The sequence below is a fragment of the Variovorax frigidus genome (assembly GCF_051216515.1).
Taxonomy (GTDB): Bacteria; Pseudomonadota; Gammaproteobacteria; order Burkholderiales; family Burkholderiaceae_C; genus Variovorax.
Map to the genome: position 1 here is coordinate 88,519 of NZ_JBPJZF010000004.1, position 18,068 is coordinate 106,586.

Here is an 18,068-nt window from a genome sequence, read left to right on the forward strand (position 1 = left end):
TCCCTGCGAGAACGCGGCTTTTCTGCCGTCTGGAGCGACGGGAGGCAAATAAGAAAATGCGTGAAATCGATGCACAGATTCGTGAATTGCGTCACGGCTCTATCGTCAGCGGGGAACGACCATCGACGGCGACCTTGGTCGCCTTCCTGTCGCTGGAGCGGTCAGCGCATCAGCAGGTGCGCGCGCAGAATGCAGCGGCAGGGAGATGTCGAGCTTCTGTCGCGGGCCGTGACGAGCACCATGCCGACGCGCGCGGCCCCCTGCAGATCGGAGACGATCGACAGCCCGCTCTCGCCTCGCAAGGCGATGTCAAATGCGAAGGCTCTGGAGAACGCGGGGGCGGCGCTGAACGCGTCGGTCGCATCTTGAAGAGACTGTAAAGTCCCATGCCTTGCCGTTGCCCGTGGCAAAGAGCGAGTCATGCCTCTTTTCAAATCCTCTCTCTTTCCCCACATCACTCCTTTCCTTGCCGCGCTGAGGCGCTGCCTGGTCGCATGCGCGTGCCTGCTCGCGATGGGCCTCGGCACACCGGCCGAGGCTCTCGTGCTGATGCCTTCCCACGGACTCAGCGATCCCATCACGTTGTCCGGCACGCTTGAAATGCTTCGGGATCCGCAGGGCCGATGGCGCATCGCGGATGTGGCCTCCGACACACTGCGGGGCGATTTCGAGCGACTGGAGGGGACGCTGCAGGAAGGCTTCAGCCGCGACCCGGTGTGGCTGCGTTTTTCGCTTTCGCGCGCCCCCGACGCACCTGCACGTTGGCTGTTGCGGGTTCGACCTTCCACGTTGAACGAGGTCACTCTGTATGCGCCGGACGGGCAAGGCGGCTTCGTCCAGACCGCGCTTGGCGACCGACGTGCGTTCGCGGAGCGGGAAATACCGGACCACAACTTCGTCTTTCCCATCGACGTGCCCCCGATCGCCGGCGAGTACTTTCTGCGGGTGCACAACGACGGGCCTCCCCTGCGCGCCGAACTCGACCTCTGGCAGCCCGCGGGCTTCGAGCGCCAGCAAATGAAAGACTACACCGTGGTCGGCCTTCTGCTCGGCACGGCCGTGCTGTCGATCTGCATGAACCTGATCTTCATGGTGTGGCTGAAAGACGGGCTCTATGGCCACTATGCGCTCTATGTCCTGTGCAGCGCTGTGATGACGATGGCCCGGCAGGGCTACATGGCAGAGTGGATTCTGGACGCCCATCCCGCGCGGGTCGCGCAGGCCGTCCTGGCCGTGAACTGCTTCTCCAATGTCGTCGCCACGGCATTCATGGCGCGCATCTTCGGCTTCCGCCATCACTGGGTGCCGGCCGCGCGCTTCTTCAACCTTGTCGTCGTCTTCAACATTGCCGCGCTGCTGGTGGCGCTGACCGACTATCACACCGCGATTCCGCGCTGGGTCAGTGCTGGCAGCGCCGCATCCACGCTCTTCGGCGCTCTCTTCGTCTGCTACCTGCTGATCGTCCGGCGTCAATTCCAGTATCTGCTACCGGCATCGGCATTCTCGGTCGGCACGATCCTGGGCCTCTACGGCCTGCTGAAGCTGTGGCTCGGCGATCTTGTGCCTGGCGCGCGACCCGATCGGATCTACATGATCGGCAGCTTGACACACCTGATTCTCTTGAACATCGCCGTGGCCGACAGAACGCGTCGTGCGGAACGCAATTTGCGCGTCGAGCGGGAGCGTGTGATGTCGGTCCGGATCGAGGCCGAGCAGGCATTGGAATCCACGGTGGCGCGGCGTACAGCCGAACTGGCCCAGACCAACAGCGCACTGCGCGACGAGATTGCCCAGCGCAGTCGACTGGAAGCGCAACTTCTCGACTCGCTGGACGGCCAGCGCAAGGCCGTCGAGCAGCAGAACGAGTTCGTCTCGATGGTGTCGCACGAGTTCCGCACGCCGCTGGCCGTCATCGATGCCGCGGCCCAGTCGATCGACATCTTGAAGTTCGGAGCCGATCCGGTGGTAAAGCTGCGCACCGGGCGAATCCGCCGTTCGGTGCAGCGGCTGGCGATGCTGATCGAGAACGTGCTGACGGCCGACCGTTTTCAGATCGAACAGCGGGCACTGAAGCTGGAGCCGGTGAACCTGATCGATCTCGCGCGCGGATTGTGCGAGACCTTCAACCTTCCAGAGCCTGCGCGCTTGCAACTCGAGGCGCATCTGCCCCTCGCTGAAATCCGCGGTGACCGATCGTTGCTCGAAATCGCGCTGCAGAACCTCATGCACAACGCGCTGAAATACTCCCCGTCCGAGAGCACCGTGCGCGTCTCCCTGCGGCGGGTCGGCGAGGGTGTGCAGATCGACGTGGTCGACCGAGGGTCCGGTGTCCGGCCCGAGGATGCAGAGCGCATTTTCGAGAAGTACTTTCGTTCGGAAACGGCGACAACCATTCCCGGTTCGGGCTTAGGCCTTCACCTCTCGCGCGAGATCGCCCGTCGACATGGTGGCGACGCCACGCTGGTTGCCACAGGCGTCGCGGGTTCCACATTCCGGTTGGTTCTCCCTGTGCGCCCGCTTGACAAAAGCGATCCACGGCTGCTCGGCGCAGGGGGCGATCAGGAACATGCGAACCTGTAGACCGAACAAGCAGAAAATTCTGACGTCGAAGCCCCTGTTCAGGCGCGTGCCGACTGCTCGCGCTGCATGGCGTCCTGTCCGCGAACCCCCTGTTCAACCCTATGGACGACACGGGAGCGTTACTTCGCGCAAAGGCTCGAGAACAACGACGCAGATGTGACGTCAGCACGCTTTTGTCGCTGCACAAGAGCGACTAATTTTTTGAACCCGCCCTGAGAGCCGGCACCTCCGCGACTGAAAGAGGCCTGACGAGAGCCCCTACTGCTTGCTGAAAGTTGCCATTTCGTTGGTCAGATCATTTCCACGCACCCCTGTCCCCCTGGAGGGCTGACTGTTGCGCGGAGTCAGCTTTCGTCGAGACGACGTGACCCCCGCGAGGACCTGATGGCCCGTTCTTTCGGAGCAAAACTCGAGCGCCTGACGCAATACAGAATCGACCGTGCGCAGAGAGATTCCCAAATGTTGGGCAACGTCCTGCCGTGAGCGCTCTTCCACCCGGATTTCCATCAACACGGACTTGTGCCGCCGAGGAAGACGCTGGAAGGCGTGCTCCAGTGCCTTCAACGCCGAGCGGGACTGGGCAATCGATTCGGGCCCGGGGGTGTGATCGACCAAGCCTTCCAACGCGATCTCGGCAGCCGATGCGTAGCACCATGGGCGATCATCGCGTAGTCGGTCTGTTGCCACGTTGTGTGCGACGCGATACACGTATGCATCGGGGCAATTGACGTCCACGCAAATGGTCGCATTGCCCAGGCGAAGCCAGGCATCGTGCAGGCACTCGGTCGCGAGGTCCGGGCAGCCCAGGCGGCGGGCAAGCTTGCGGCAAAGGCTGTCGTAGTGAGAGACCAGCACTTCGCGCAGCACCACGCTCTGGTCGACGTTCTCTTCCGTACTGGCCGCGGCTGAGTTTTCGATGCCCAGGTCCCGATCGTGCGTCTCTGAGACATTCACTTGCTGCTGAAGATTTGCGCCCATGTGAGGCCCTCTTTCTATCAAATGAGGTTGAGTTGACGCGTGAGCGCGCGAAGGCTGCTGGCAGGCGAAATCCGACCTGATCCCGGCGTGATGCCGGGATCGGGTCGGTGCCCCTTCGGTGGTACTAACGATCCCGTGCCAGCAGGCGACGCTCGTCGTCAGTCAGGTCTGTCATGCGCTCGCCGCGGAACGCCTGGCCCCGTCCGACGAGCTGCACCAGGCTTGCCGGGTCGTAGCGCACCTTGGACTGACTGCCTGCGGGCAGCGGCCGGCCAGGCGCGGGTTCCCCTCGCTCCGTGGGCTCGTGGCCGAAGCCGAGCACGCGGACCGTGAAGACCGAGGGCAAGGCCTGCCGCGCCGCCACTCGCTCGCGCTGAATCACGTCCTGCGCCGCCGTGGCGGCCTGCGACGCCGCCGCACTTGCATTGGTCAGCGCTCCAACGTTCACGACGTTTTGCGGCAGCCCGTACGAAAAGCCCTCGACTTCGATGTTGTCGGCCCCGCGCACCTGCTGCGCCGCCAGGATCAGATTGCCCGATACCCGGATGCCGGCATCGCCCGCATCCACCGTGCCGTGCGGCGCGATCAGGTACACGTCGCCGGGCTGCTGCCCGGGTTCGGTGATCAGCGTAGCGATGCCCGAGCCCGTTGCCGCGCCAGTCAGTTCCAGGGAAAAGCCCCCGCTGGCCGGGTCGAACACCAGCCGCGGTGGAGGTGCCAACACGGCCGTCTTCGCGCCTTTGCCCGCATTGATATCGCCTTCGGACGACCAGATCAGCAGATCACCCCCACCGATGGCGAAGATGCGGCTCTGGTTCACGATCACGTCGTCGTAGGCCATGATGTCCACATCCCCGCCGCGCAGTGCCACGACGCCCAACTGCGAGGAGCTCTTGCGGAAGTCCCGGTACACGGGATTGGTCGGATAACTGGTCACGCTGTACTGGCCGGTGGTATTCACGTCCGGGCCCACGCGCGCCAGCCCGCCATCGATCGCCCCGTAAGGCACGAGCATTTCGATGCTGCCGTCATACAGCGAGCGCACCTGGCTGTAGCGCAGCGACAGATTGCCACCGTAGTACTGCGGCAGCAGCCCGCGGTATTGCTCCCAGCGGGCGCTGAAGCTCTTCTCCTCGCCTTCCGTCAGGGCCCGGTCGGCAGGGAACAGGGCAGGATCGGTCGGGAACAAGGTGGCGGTGGCGTAGTAGCCGTCGTTGTAGTCCTTGCTGTCCACCGCCGCACGGCCGGAGCGCTTGAGTTCCGTGGAGTAGATCTTGCGGATGAACGCGTTGCGCTGACCTTGCGGCAGTGCCTGGAAACCCTCCCAGGCCGACGCTTCGCCCAGGGCGTCATTGCCGGTCTGTCCGCGCATGAAGTCGCGCAGCGCCGTGGCGTAGCTGGGCCGGCCGCTGGTGGAGCCCGGGTCGAGATAGGCGCTGGCGAAGCGTGCATAGTCGGGGCCGTGGGCGCCCATGCCCACCGCCAGCAGCACGTCGGCGCTCGCGCCTGCCGCCAGATTGGCGTTGAGCTGGTTGCCCACGCTTTGCACGCCGGCGCCAATTCCCAGATTGACGTTTCGGCCGGCCAGCATTTCCAATCGTCCCGGGCCGCCGATCCACACACCAGTCTCCAGCGGTGTCTGCCCCAGAAAATCGCGCGTGCTGCTGAGCACGATGTCGCGCCCGGCGGAAAGCACCGTGCTCTGGTCCTCGCGCAGGTTCTGGCCGACCAGGCTCAAGCCCACGATGTCGCGTCCCGCGCGGATTTCGGCAGGCTTGGGCACGGCCAGCGGTAGCCAGACGGTGCCCTGCCCGAGCGCATAGCCCGGACCCTGCACGTCGCCCCCCACCGCGTACAGGCGAACGGGATTGACGTCGCCGGCACGATAGAGGTTCGCAGCATGTGTCTTCGAACGGTCAAGACCCGGCCAGTAGCCCGGGATCATTTCGGCCAGGGCCGAAGCCAAGCCGACGTAGGGCGAGGTGATCGTCGTGTTGGGATCGGCCTGGCGCGGGATGGCGAACAGCCCGGGGTCGGCGTCCGACACCACCAGGCCGCCGGTCAGCTTCACCGAGCCCGCGGACAGCAGGTTCAGGTCCCCGTTCGGACGCGGCGCCAGGAAGAAGTTGCCCAGGCTCACGTCGCCGCTGTAGGCGACGACCTCGGTGGACCCCGGCAGCAGGGCGTTCAGGAAATCGATCTTCGGCCCGTTCGGGATCTGCACGCCCTCCCCTGCGTAGCTCCTGGACTTCGGCTGCAGCACGATGTCGCCGCTCAGCGTGCTCAGGCGAAGCGCGCTGTGTTCGTCGTAGTTCGAGAAGTAGGTGTTGGCCGTGCCGTAGTCGCCCTTGTAATTGTTCAACAGCAAGGGGTTGTAGATCGCGTCGATGCTCACGTTGCCGCGCACCGCGATGTCGAGCGCCGCGGCGCCGATGCCAAAGAGCGAGGATTCCGTTTCGACCCCGTCATGGCCGGTGGTCTGCACCGAGTAGACCCGTGCCGTGGCCGTGCCCAGGTGGCGGCCTGCGTCGATGCGGCCACTGCCGCGTGCCACGTACGCCCGCACCGCATTGATGTCGCGGCCCGCGTCCAGCAGCAGATCCCCGCCGCCGACGGCCAGCAGGTCGCGATCGGCGGGCGTGGTGCCCTGGTAGACACCGGCGTCCGAGGTCGCGGCATTGAGCGTGGTCACGTCGCGTCCGGCCGTCACGCTCAGGTTGCCGCCGCCGAGCGTGGCAACGCCCTCGCGGAACTTGTGGAACTGCGGCCCCCAGGCCACCTGCTGGCTGTAGATGCCGCCCACCTCGTTGTAGTTGCCCTGCGCGCGCAGCCATTCCTCCGGATACTGCGCCACCACGCCCGACTGGAAGTGGGTGTTGTCGCGCGGTGCGCCCAGCACGTCGCGCTGCGCGGCCAGTGTGATGTCACCGCCGCCCAGCGCCAGTACGAAGTCGCCCGCGTAGGTGCGGCGGCCATCGGGCAGCAAGTCGAAGCCACCGCTGGCCGCCGGCTGGATGTCCGCCGGCCGGCCCGCGGTGTAGAGCGCGCTGTAGCTGAACAGGCTGCCCAGGCTGCTCGTGCTGTAGACCATGCCCACCGTGCGCAGCGAATCGAGCCGGATGTCGCGGGCCGCTGCCAGATCGATGCTGCCGGTACCGGTGCGTACGAGCACATGCGCGGCGGTCGTGCCGCCCGCGCCAGCATCTGGCGCGCGCAGCACCACGTCGCCCCGGCCCTCGGGCACCTGGAACTGTGGCTGCACGCCCAGCACGCCAGCGCCCGCGAAATCGGCGCCTCCGACGAATCGATAGGACCAGGAAGGACCGTCGATCAGCCGGTTGCTGCTGGCGATGGTGTCGCCCCCCGTGAAGCCGTCGGAGAGCGAGGCATGGATGCGGACGTTGCCGGCCGCGCGCAGCGACAGGATGCCGGGCGTCCTGTCGGCTCCGAAGCGCAGGTTCGACAGGTCCCACTCCCTGTCCAGGATCACGTCCGCGGTCGGCGGCGTGAACCTGGCCGTGGTCTCCACCACGTGCTCCACGGCCGCGCCGTAACCCAGCACATCCGCCATCGGCTTGTTGACATGGGCCAGCGACACGATGAACTTGGTCTCACCGCCGCCGCTGCCCAGCAGGCGGCCCTCCCTCGGCATGACGACCTTCCAGCCGGGTTGAACCTCGAACGTTGCGTTCTCGGGCGGGCTTTCGGGCGCCCACTCGGAGGGGGCCGTCGTCTCTACCACGTTGCCCGCGGCATCCACCACCTGCACGCCCCAGATATTGCTGGAGAAGTGGCGCGGCTCACTGCCCAGCAGCTTGACTTCGGCCGCCGCGTTCAGGTTGAGCGCGGCCGGGGTGTAATTCCACCAACCGGGCCCGTTGGTCATGACGAGCTGATCGAAGCTGGGCCCGGTGACGCCGTAGCGGCCATTGCTCACGCGCACGCCCAGCGCGGCGGTCTGGGTGGTGACGGTGCCGGCCGCGTCGAGCTGCAGGTATTGGCCCTTCAGCACCGGGACCAAGTCGCCCGCCGCGAACGTGCGGAGCACACGGCCCGCCGCGTCGTACAGCTTGCCTGCGGTGCTGGCGCGTACCTGGCCCGTCGCGCCCCAGGTCAACCGCGCGCCGGGACTGACGTTCACCGCATCGCTGCCAGGCCGGTTGAGTATCAGCGCACTGCCCTGGCCGGGGAGTGCTTCGAACTGGCCGCCGTTGACGGCGTAGGTGCCGCCCGTGGAAAGGGAGAGCGCCAGCGGCGCGGCGCTGCCGGGCGTGAGCATCAGGCTGGCGGTGGCGCCTGTGGCCCGCAGGGTGCTGCCCGCGGGCAGGGCCAGCAGGTCGAAGCCGCCGGTGTTCAACGTGTAGCTGCCGGCCGGGAACACGACTTCCACCGCGCTGAGCGCCGCTGCGCCAGTGGCGGTCTCGCTTTGCACCGAAAAGCTGGTGGATCGATGGGTCACCACCCGCGTACCGGGCGGCAGTTCGACGGCGTCGTAGTACGCACTGGTCAAGGGCCGCATGCTGCCATCGGCCAGATAAGCGGTGCCATCGACCGACACCAGGCGCCCTTCGCTGCCATGGGGCAGGAACAGTTCGGTGCCCGCCGGCACGGACACCGCCCAGTTGCCGAGATTGAAGTTCAGGCGCAGCCCCCCGGTGGGCGCGTTCAGCTCCAGGTAGCTGGCCTTCGAACTGGCTTCCGAAGAAGTCACGATCCGCCCCCCGGTCAGGCCATCGATCAGGGTGATCAGGCTGCCCGAGGGCAGGCCGAGTTTGCCGCCAGGATTCAGCGCGCCTGGCACGGAAGCGGGGGCGCCTGCGTTGCTGTTGACCAGGTCGAAGCCTGGGGTGACGGCCAGCACATCCGCCAGCCCCGGGTTGGTGGCCAGCAACCGGCCCTTGATGGCCGCCGTGTGGTCGGCGAAGCGGGCGCCGTCGGCCTGCACCTGCGCCTTCACTGCGTCGTCGATCAGGCCGCCGCTGTCAGCCAGGTCGTAGGCTCGCCAGCCTTCGGCAACGATGCGCGCCGCGCCCAGCACGGTCCCGCCGATGGGGCGGATTCCAAGGTCGCTGCCGTCGGCCTTCTGCGGCGCACGCAGGTGCAGCGTGCCGGCCTGACCGCCACCAAGGTCCAGCAGACTGGCACCGGAGAGGCCCGCCACCACGGTCTGGGACGACAGCAGCAGCGGAATGGCGCCGCTCGAACCGGAGACGAAGTCCAGCCGCCCGCTGCGCGCCAGGGTGAGCACACTGCCCGCGGCCAGGCTGCGGAGGCTCACGCCGTCGATGTCGAAGCGACCGCCGCCATTGAGCGACAGGTTGATGTCGCCGCTGCCCTGGGGCACGAACCGTCCGCCCTTGGGAAGGGACAGTTCGGCGCCAGCGGAGAGGCTGCCGATGACCGCGCTGGTGAGAACCAGCGGCGCTGCATATTCGGTGCGCAGCTGCAGGTCGATTGGCTGGCTGCCGTAGTAGGTCGCGAGGTGGTTCGTGCCGTAACCGTAGCCGCCCGCCATCGGCTTGAGATTCGTGCCCGCACTGGCCTGCGTGACCGAAATGTTGCGGCCGAAGAAGATCGCGCCATTGAGCGAGCCGGCGGACTCGTTGCGCAGTTCCATCTTGAGCACGCCGGTGGAGCCGGGTGCCACGGCAATGTCGTTGCCGCTGGCCGAATTCAACCGCAACGAAGCGCCCGGTGGCAACGACAGCCGTTCACCCTGGACCGTGGTGCGAGTGCGGCCGTCGGGGTAGGTGATGTCGTAGGCGGCACCATAGGTACCCGTGACGAGTTGGACGCCGGCCGGCGTGCCCTCGGGGAAATGGAAGCTGTACTGGTTCTTGGGGCCGATGCCGTCGCCGTAGAAGACGCGCCACTCGTAGGTGTTGTTGGGGCTGAAGTTTTCGACCGCGAACTCCACCCCAAGCGACCCGCGCGCGGGCACGACGACGTCCTGAAGCGCGCGGGTATCACCGCTGAAGGACAGCCGCGTGGCTGTGGGCAGGCTCTTGTTCAGGAGAATGATCTGGGGCCCGGCGACGCTGCTGCCCGTGCGGGTCAGCGTGACCTGGGCACTCTTGCCGTCCCAGGCATACGAATCGATCTGGTTGAGCACGGCCGACTCGACCGGCAGCGACCAGGCGCCGGTGGCGCTGTTGACCGTCATCGCGGCCCCGGCGCTCAGGTTCAGTGTGCTCTTGCCCGCCGTCACGGTGACGCGGCTGCCGCCGGTGACTGTGGTGACGCTGACGTTGTCCACGTCCGTGCTGATGACGTCGTTGCCCGGCGTGCCGTTGGGCAGTACCACCGGGGTGCCGCCGGCCAGGTGGATCGAGCTGCCCGGCGCATTCAGCGTCACCGGCACCGAAGTCAGGGTGGTCGCGCCCTGGGTACCGAAGGCGCCGCGGGTGGGCAGCACCACGGCGACTTTTCCGCTGCCTCCCGCCACCTTGACTTCACCGCCGGCTCTGAGCGTCAGCGTGCTGCCCGAGGGCAGCTCCACCGGCGTGCCGGCCGGCAGCTCCGCGCTGCGGCCATCGGCGTAGGTGATGGTGGAGGCCGCCGTGGCGACAATCTGCGAGCCCGGCGTGCCCTGCGGGAAACCCAGGACGCCGGGCGCGGCCAGCGCCACGCTGCTGCCCACGGCATCCAGCGAAAGCACCTTGGCTGCCGCCGCGGCGTTGGCCACGCCCAGGTCGATCAGCGAGCCCGTCTGGATATCCACGACCGCATCCTTCTGGGTCACGTCGACGCCGTCGACCACGCGGTGGGCGCCGGCTGCCAGCAGCACGCTACCCCCTTGGCCGGAGCCGTCGAAGTTCTGGCCGGCCACCGTGAGCCTTGCACCCGGGCGCAGCACCACGTCGTTGGCGGCTTCGAGCTGGATGTTGCCCCCGGTGGCCCCGGAGGCGTCGATGGTGCCGGTGACCGAGATGCCGCCCTTGTCCACGACAAGGCGGAAGTCGCGAGTCTTTGTCACGCCGTCCAGCAGCGCGTCGCCCGAACGCAGCCGAAGCTGGCGGGCGGTAGCGAATCCGCCCGCATTAAGTACCTGTTGCATGGCGCCGAAGCCCGGTAGGCTGCCGGCGTCCAGCACGAAGCTGCCGCCGGTGGCCTGCCCCTCGATGCTGAAACTGCCCGCGGGCACGGTGACGCTGAGCTTGCCGCCGCCCCGAGGGTCTTGCAGATTGAGGCGCGCACCGGACTGCACGCGCACGTTACCGGTCTGGGATACAAGGGCGATGTCACCACCCGGCACGACGCGGGTCTGGTCGAAGAAGTGTTGTTCCCGGCCGCTCACATTGAGGTCACCGTCGGCGCCCACGGTGAGATCACCCACAGCCTCGAGCGTGAGGCCGCCGGCAGGCAAGCGCACTTCGGTGGCGAAATCCACCGACCGGCCGCTGAGGGCGACCAGTCCCCCGGTGCCGACGCGGGCCTCGCGGTCTGCCAACGCCACGCGGTCGCCGCGCACGACGCTCAAAGCGCCCGTGACGGCCAGCGTACCGTCGGCACCCGCCGCTGCAGTGACAAAGGGAGTGGCGAGCACCACGTCGGTCGCCTGCGCCGGCTGCTGGCCGCCGGCGGTGAGGCTGCCTGCATCCTCGAACCGGGTCTCAGCGGCGGTGAGCTGTGCGCGGCCGAAGCCCAGCAGGCGGCTATCGCCCCGCGCGAGAACCAACTGCCCTGCGTTCAGCACCAAGGTACCCTCGGCATCGGTAGGTTCTGCGCCGGTGGCCAGGGTAGCGCTGGTATTGCGCAACACCAGCGTGCCGGCTTCGATGCGTGCATCGCCAGTGCCCTGTTGGCGCAGTGCGGCGGCATCGAGCACCAGCGTGGCCGCCGGCGCAGTGAACGCTGCGTTCTGGTGCACGTCGACGGTGCCGTAGCTGCGCAGGACGAGGCGCTCGGCACGCGCGAGAGCGGCCAGCGTCTGGTCGTTGGCGACGAACCCGGCCGACCCGGCCGGTGCGGCGCCCAAGTGAATGGTGCTGGATGCGAGTTCGAGCGAACGGGCAGCCAGATCGGCTCCCGCGGCGATGCGCGAGCCGGCAGCGGCATCGAAAAGGATGCTGTTTTCCGCCCGCAGTTGCGCACCGGTTGCCACGTCGATCATGCCGGCGAAGGTGCCGGCCGCGTTGGCGAGATCGAAACGGCGTACGCCCAGTTCGCCTGCAGCGTTGCTCAGCACGAGCAGCGCGCCCTGACCGGTGCCCAGATTTTTGGGCGCTTCGGTGGCGTTGGCGGGCATGACGCCGATCGCCCAAGGCTGCGCCGCGCCGCTGTGGCGGCCTTCGGCCCGGATCACCGCCCCTTCGGTCACGGTGATGTCAGCCGTGCCAGTGGTTTGGCCCGAGCCGGTGAGCAGCAGGATTTCGGGGCCGACCAAGGCGGAGTCGGCGTCGTTGGCGATCAGGATGCGCTCGGCAATGCCGGTCAGCGCGGTGCTGTCGGCTGTGCCGTCCCGGTCGGCGTCCACTTGCGCGCCACGCGTGCCCCCTAGCAGCAGGCTTTCGGCCCCGATCCGATTGAGAGCGCCCGCGCCAATGGTCAGAGCGTAGCCAGCCACCGCAGCGGAGCCGTCGGCGACAACAGCGATCGATTGCGATGCGATGTCGGCGATGCCGCCGCGGCCGCCGGGGCCCGCGCGAAGGTCGAAGCTGCCGTCCAGACGCAGGGCCTGATGGGCCGTGAGTGCGAGCTGGCCAGCGTCGGCGGGCAACGGAGGCACGACAGTACCGGCAGCGGCGGCCTTGGCGGCGAAGGTCGCGCTGATGGTGGCTTCCTTGAACTCGCTGTAGCGACGCACGGTCTCGCCGGACATGACCAGGAAGGTGGAGGCACGAGCCTCTTCGCCCCCGTCGAAGCTGGAGCCGAAGCGGCCGCTCACGGCCCAGGTACCGTCGGCGCGCTGGCCGGCGGCACCGCTTCGGTCGCTCGCCGCCTCGGACAATTGCACGCGGAAGGCGCCCGACAGCAGCGCATGGTCTGCAGGCCGCAGGGTGTACCAGCCGGCCGCGAGACCTGGCACCGCATCGAGCCAGACGCGGCTGCCCACGCCGGGCCCGCGGCTTTCGCTGGTGGCCGCCGGTGCGGCTGCGGGTTGCGCCCCGGGAACCACGGCCCACACGTTGCTGCCCAGCAAGATGTTGCGCGACCCGCCCGTTCCCGGGAGAAATTCGGCGCTGACCAAATCACCGCCGCCGGACAAATCGATCTGCGCGCCGGCCTGGATGTCCACGCTGCGGCCCTGGACCGTCACGTATTTTGCCGGAGGCGTGTCGACCAGCGTCATGGGCGCGGGCATGCCGGTCTCGGCGCCCAAAGGTTGGTACTCGGTGCCGCCGGCCAGATACCAGATGCCGTTGATGAGCGTGCCGTAGGGCAGCAGCCGGCCGTGCAGCGACACGTCCGTGACGCTGCCGGGCGCGAACGTGACGCTGCCGTTGGCGCCGGCATCGAAGGTGATCTGCCCGAGCGGGGCACGCACCACGCCGCCCTGGACGATCTCGTCGGCCTGGAAGATCGCACTGCCGTGGACTTCCAGCGGCGGTGCGACACGGGCATCGCCGGGCAGCAGCGTGAGACGGCCGGCCACGGCGTTGCCCGCCGCGTCCAGGCCGGCGGCGGCTGAAACGGCAAAGGTGGTGGCAGTGACGGGATAGATCTGCGCGCCGCGCAGCGCCAGCTCGCCGGCAGCGGCCAGCGAGCCGCCGTTCGGGACGGTTTGGCCGTTCGCCGCACGGCCGCGGTAGGCGCCGAGCTTGCCGACGTCATCGCCCCAGATGCCGCCAAGCACGAGATCGCCCTCGCTCGCCAGGCTGCTGCTGCCGAAGCCACGCAGCACAGCGTCGCCGTTGAGGCCCAGCAGTTGCCCGCCCACCGCGCTCAGCGTGCCGGCACCCAGCTGCGGAGTGACGAAGCGGGTCCAGGCCTGGGCCTTGTAGGTACTGAAGCGGTTCTGGGTATCGCCCAGCGCGAGGTAGGGGGCTGCCACCCGGACCCTGCTGGCCTGGGCCGGGTCGAGCGTACCGAGCACGGCGGCATCCAAGCGCAGCGTGCTGCCAGCGTGCAGGTCCACATCCCCGTCGAACAGGATGTGGGTCTTGGCGATCAGATCGATGTCGGCGAAACCGGCATCGTGCAAGGCATCGGCGGCGAGCAACGCACGTTTGCTGGAGCCGGTCCGGGCGATGCTGGCCGTGGTGAAGCCCGCCGGCAAGGCCTTGCCGGCCTGGCGCAGGACGATGGATCGGTCGTTGAAGGGCTCCAGGGCCGCGCCCCAGCTCCCGTTCATGTTGACGGACGCCGGCAGCCACGCGCCAATGTCCAGGAGGAAACTGCCCGCGCGCGCCTTCGAATGCTGCACGCCGGCGGCGTAACTGCCGTCGAGCCAGGCGCCTTCGTCAGCACGGATGAGGACGGAGCCGCCATCGCTCCAGACCTCGGTCGAGGTGCCCCGCATGGCGCCCGGCGCGGTACCCAAGCGGTGAAGGAAGCCGCTGCCCGACAGCGCACTGGGCAAGTCCAGCGTCGCCAGGGCACCGGAGACATCGATCAGCGACCCCGCCTCGGTCACGATCTGGGCGGGCCCGCCGAGACCGACCCCGATCCCGTGCAGGCCGCCCGAGCCGGTTTCCAGCGTGACCGTGCCGCCAGGCAGCAAGGTCCCGGTCGTCAGCCGCCGGGCGCTGTAGCTGGGCAGCAGGGCGCCGGGAACGAGCAGGCGCGCATTGCTGCCGATCCAGAACCCCGAGCGCCCGAGCAACGCGATGCTGCCGCCGGGGGCGTTGAGCGTGCCGTCCGCATAGAGCGAGCGGGCCGCCTGAAGCGCGATGCTGCCGCCAACGCCTACGTCGATCACCGAGCCGGTACCCAGATGCAGGCTGCCGGTGGTGTAGTCGATGGTGGGATTGCCCAAGGTGTCGTACTTCCAGGCGGCGTAGCTGCTTTGCAACCGCAGGCTGGCCGTACCGCGCAAGGCCGGGTCGAGCACCGTCACAGGACCAAGATCGGCGAGCGCCGTGTCGGTGCGGATGCCGGCCACGACGCCCGGCAGTTGTCGGTGCTGAGGTCGCAGCGCGATCTGGGTACCGGGCACGACATTGATGTCGCCGCCGACGGTGAGGGCATAGGACCCGAAGCCGCCCTGCTGGAAGAACTCGGGCGAGAACATCTGCGCAGGTTTGACTTCGACGTTTTGCCGCAGCACGGTACCGGCGGCGAACACGGTGCCGACGGGAATGGTGAAATCAGTGGCCAGCACGGCACCGGCGGGCACCAGCAAGGCAATGTCGTTGTTGTTGGTGATGCCGTCAGGGAATACCGCGCGGGGTAACTTGTCGCCGGCTTGCAGAGTGCCTCCGATCTGGCGGATGACGGTGCCGGCCGGAATGGACGTGCCGCCTCCGAGGTAGCCACCGCTCGTGTTGTAGGCATACATGCCGTCGGGCAACTTCCAGTCGGCCTGCAGCGTGACAGGACTCGCTGCGTTGTAGAAATTGAAGCTGCTGGCCTTGGCAACCGGCGTGTCCGGCGGCACGTGTTTGGCAACCACGCCGCCGTCGATCGGCAGCGGCTCGCCTGCCGGTACGACCAAGGGAGCGATCAGCCGGATTTCCTTGGGAGCGGGAGTGCCGGCTTCGAGCACACCGTCCACGAGCGCTTCGAGTTCGCCCAATGCAGCCCCGATGGCGATGTTGTCGCGACCACCGCTGATGCTCAACCGGCCGGCCCGTCCTGCTTTGCCAGAGGTGGCCAGGGCGTAACCGCGCAGTTGTGCGCCCTTCCCGATCTGCAGGTCGAGCCCGGCGACTTCGATACTGCCCGCATCACCCAGGGCGGAGATCTTGCCGTTGAGGCCCACGCGCGCACCGCCCGAGACATCGAGCAAGGCACCATCGTCGATGACGATGGTCGCCTTGTTGCCATGGAAACGGATTTCACCGTCAACAGCCGCCAGCGAATCTGCCGAACGGCCGGCACCGCCCACGCGGATGCTGCCGCCATGCACCGGCGCGGGAGGCGTCCCGTCGGCCAGCCAATTGGTCCAGCGGCCGGCCACGTCCAGCACCGCCGTACCGCCCAGGTGCACGCCGCGCTCGGTACCGGCAATGTAAGTGTCGTGCATGGACTCGAGCACGATGCGGCCGCCCGGGGCGCGAATCGCCCCATCCACGTGGATATCGGCCGCGCGTAGCAGTGCAGAACCGCCATCGCCCAGTTGCACACGGGCATCTTCACGCACGGAAATGGTGTCGTTCGCGTAGATCTCGAGCTTGCCGACGCCGCCAGCCTGCAGCGAATCGGCCGAGAGAACGGTCACATGGTTTTCGGGCAGCAGGCCATCTGGCAGATAGGCGTCGTCAGAGAGGGCGGACTTGGCGCCGCTCACAGCCACTTCGTTGACGCCGTAGTCGCGCATCGTCACCTTGGTACGCTCAGGTGCCGCCGCGTCACCAATGACCAGCTTGCCGCCCACGGGCGACTGCTCGACCCGGCGGGTGGTGCCTTGGTTGATGGCGAGCAGGTCGCCTTCGACGGCCATGCGCGGCGCTATGAGCGTGATGGTTCCGGCAGCCTGGCCTTCGGTATAGCCCGCCTCCCGGCGCCAGGTGCGCCCCAACACCATGCTGGCGAAGGTCTCGCTGACGCCCCAGCGAGGATGGCTGCTGGTGAACTGCCCGCCCAGTCCGCGATAGAGGTTTCCGAACGCTGCCCTGCCTACCGGCACGTAGCGGCCCCCCTCATCGATCACGTAGGAAACAGGCACGTCGGCACCGCTGAAATTCAGGCTTCCACCGCTCACGTCCAGCACCGAGCCTTCGCGCAGCACCAGGCTGCCGCTTCCGCGAATGTCGATGCTGCCGCCCCGGCTGGTGAGTTCGCCGATACCGCGCTGGATGGCCCCGATGTACCCACTGGCGTTGAACAGCGAAGTACCCTGCCACTGCCCGGGCTTGCCAGTGATCCATTCGACGCCTTGCAGCAGCGGATCTTCGAAGCGCCCGCTGTCCCGGATGTCGACCCAGAGTTTCTTGCCGTAGAAGGCGCCGTGGTACTGCGGACTGTCTGCCAACTCGGCGCCGCGCAGTTCGACGGTCACGAAGTTGTCCAGCACGGACTTGCGCACACCCAGCGTTCCCGAGACGTCGAGCACCGCGCCGCTGTCGATGCGCACCAGGCTCTGGTCGGCCACGCCCTGGGTGCTGCGGCCGGGGACCGCTTCGGAATCGATGCTGATGCGCCCGCCGGAGGCCTGCAGCAAGGCTCGCGCGCCGATGCCGACCCGGCTGCCGCGAAGGCTGATGGCCGACGGGTCATCGAGCTTGTCCGAGGCCGCCCGCGTCGTGTCGGACAACTCGGGCAGGATCTGCAGCACCGCGCCAGGGGCGACTGTGACGCTGCCGAGCGAACTCGCTTCCCAGCTCTTGAAAGTGCCGTCCTCGCTGCTGACCGTGGCAGCCTGCGCGCGGTCCGCGGCGGCCAGCGTGATGGAGCCGTTGGCAATGAGGCTGGTGGAGGCGGCGAGCACGGCGGATGCGGGCTTGTCGGCTTGGCCAGCCAGAGCGTCCACCACGACTTCGGCGCCGGTCAACGTCACGTTGCCGCGCGGCGTGTCGATCAGGCCGGCCGTATAGGCCAGCCCACCTTCACCCAGTCGGACGTGCAAGCCGCGCATGCCGTTGTCGTCGCTGGCACGCAGGTAGATCTGCTGGCCGGCGGCCAGCAGCACCTGGCCGTCGGGTGCGCTCAGCGTGCCTTCGTTGCGAACATCGCCGCCGAACAGCGCAAGCCGGCCGCCTGACGCCGACTGCAGTCTTGCGCCGGCCTCGACTGCCACCAACCCGGCGGCTCCAAGCCCCAGCTCGGCCGCGAACGTGGGTCCGGTGGCGTCCCACGCTGTCGAGAGAAAGTTGGTCTTGAACTTGTCGTTTGTGATGTTGACCGCGCTCGCCACCAGGCTGCCGACGTTGACCTGGCTGCTACCGTGGAACAGGATGCCGTTGCGATTGAGGATATAGACGCTGCCTGGCGCTTGGATTTGCCCGGCGATCTGGCTGGGCCTCGCCAGCGGATCGGTGACACGATTGAGCACAGACCAGTTCTTCAGCTGCTGAAAACTCACCGTCGTGTTCTTGCCGACGTTGAAAGTTTCCCAGTTGAGAATCGCCTTGTCGGCAGTCTGCTGGATGTTGACGGTGGTTCTGCCGTTGGCAACCACCTGCGTCGCAGGATTCGCATTGAGCCAGCTCGCCGTCAACGAATCGACCTTGAGACCTCCCTCGGAAAGACCGTCGGGAATCGCAGATCCGGCGGCGAGTGCAGCCGCTCTTGCAGCGGCTTGCGCCGACTGCTGCGCTGCAATCGCCTGCGCTGCGAGATTCAAATTTCCGATGGATTTCTGAAGTTGCGCATTTGCCTTTTGCTGCTGTGCAATCGGGTTGGTGAGCAGCGATGCCGGTGTTCCATTCGGGAGCATGCCGGTTGCAGCAGCGGTGCTTTGCACAGCG

4 protein-coding genes are annotated in these 18,068 nt (G+C 67.5%); 1 reads left to right on the forward strand and 3 read right to left on the reverse strand.

Going from position 1 to position 18,068, the window contains the following annotated elements; translation table 11 throughout:
- Nucleotides 1-161: 161 nt before the first annotated feature.
- The gene (locus ACSFBC_RS12850; RefSeq protein WP_435510724.1) at nt 162-422 is read right to left on the reverse strand and encodes a response regulator; all 261 of its coding nucleotides are present in this window, start codon (nt 420-422) and stop codon (nt 162-164) included.
- On the opposite strand from ACSFBC_RS12850, the gene ACSFBC_RS12855 reads away from it, so the two are divergent.
- The gene (locus tag ACSFBC_RS12855; RefSeq protein ID WP_435510725.1) at nt 421-2,580 is read left to right on the forward strand and encodes a sensor histidine kinase; all 2,160 of its coding nucleotides are present in this window, start codon (nt 421-423) and stop codon (nt 2,578-2,580) included. The two genes, ACSFBC_RS12850 and ACSFBC_RS12855, sit on opposite strands and share 2 nt — an antisense overlap.
- A 258-nt stretch (nt 2,581-2,838) precedes the next feature.
- Here the strand turns inward: ACSFBC_RS12855 and ACSFBC_RS12860 are convergent, their stop codons facing one another.
- Both ACSFBC_RS12860 and ACSFBC_RS12865 read right to left on the reverse strand, forming a co-directional pair.
- A complete protein-coding gene (locus ACSFBC_RS12860; protein WP_435510726.1) occupies nt 2,839-3,558 on the reverse strand; it encodes an RNA polymerase sigma factor in 720 nt (239 codons plus the stop codon).
- Between the two features lie 124 nt (nt 3,559-3,682).
- Nucleotides 3,683-17,818, reverse strand: a complete 14,136-nt coding sequence (locus ACSFBC_RS12865; RefSeq protein WP_435510727.1) for a filamentous haemagglutinin family protein — start codon at nt 17,816-17,818, stop codon at nt 3,683-3,685.
- Nucleotides 17,819-18,068: the final 250 nt, after the last annotated feature.